The organism is Flavobacterium sp. P1_E4 (assembly GCF_056405915.1).
The window spans coordinates 1-736 of record NZ_JBFUBE010000082.1 but is presented as its reverse complement, the minus strand read 5'-3'; the positions used below and the strand labels follow the sequence as shown (position 1 = coordinate 736).

The window sequence follows — 736 nt, the reverse complement described above, 5'->3', positions numbered from 1 at the left end:
GGATACTTGCGGCAACATAGGCATGGCTTCGCAAACGCTAACTTATACCCGAGACACGGAACTTCCGGTGATCACTTTAACTGCTGCAGGCACGGTACTTTGTAATCCAACGGCAGCAGAAATCACGGCAGCCTTCGGAACAGCGAGTGTAAGCGATAACTGCTCAACGGGTCTAACTGCAACCGGTACCGAAGCGGCAGAAACAGGCTCGGGTTGTACGTTCTCCACCACCAAAAACTGGACGGTAACGGATACTTGCGGCAACATAGGCTTGGCTTCGCAAACGGTAACTTATACTAGAGACACGGAGCTTCCGGTGATCACTTTAACTGCTGCAGGCACATTGGGTTGTAATCCAACGGCAGCAGAAATCACGGTAGCCTTCGGAACAGCGAGTGTAAGCGATAACTGCTCAACGGGTCTAACTGCAACCGGTACCGAAGCAGCAGAAACAGGCTCGGGTTGTASKTTCTCCACCACCAAAAACTGGACGGTAACGGATACTTGCGGSAACAYAGGCATGGCTTCGCAAACGCTAACTTATACCCGAGACACGGAACTTCCGGTGATCACTTTAACTGCTGCAGGCACGGTACTTTGTAATCCAACGGCAGCAGAAATCACGGCAGCCTTCGGAACAGCGAGTGTAAGCGATAACTGCTCAACGGGTCTAACTGCAACCGGTACCGAAGCGGCAGAAACAGGCTCGGGTTGTACGTTCTCCACCACCAAAAAC

1 protein-coding gene is annotated in these 736 nt (G+C 52.0%); it reads left to right on the top strand.

Going from position 1 to position 736, the window contains the following annotated elements; translation table 11 throughout:
- Window positions 1–736, top strand: a 736-nt coding sequence (locus AC1DY0_RS19100) for a hypothetical protein (protein ID WP_477190156.1), incomplete at both ends; no start/stop codon positions are given.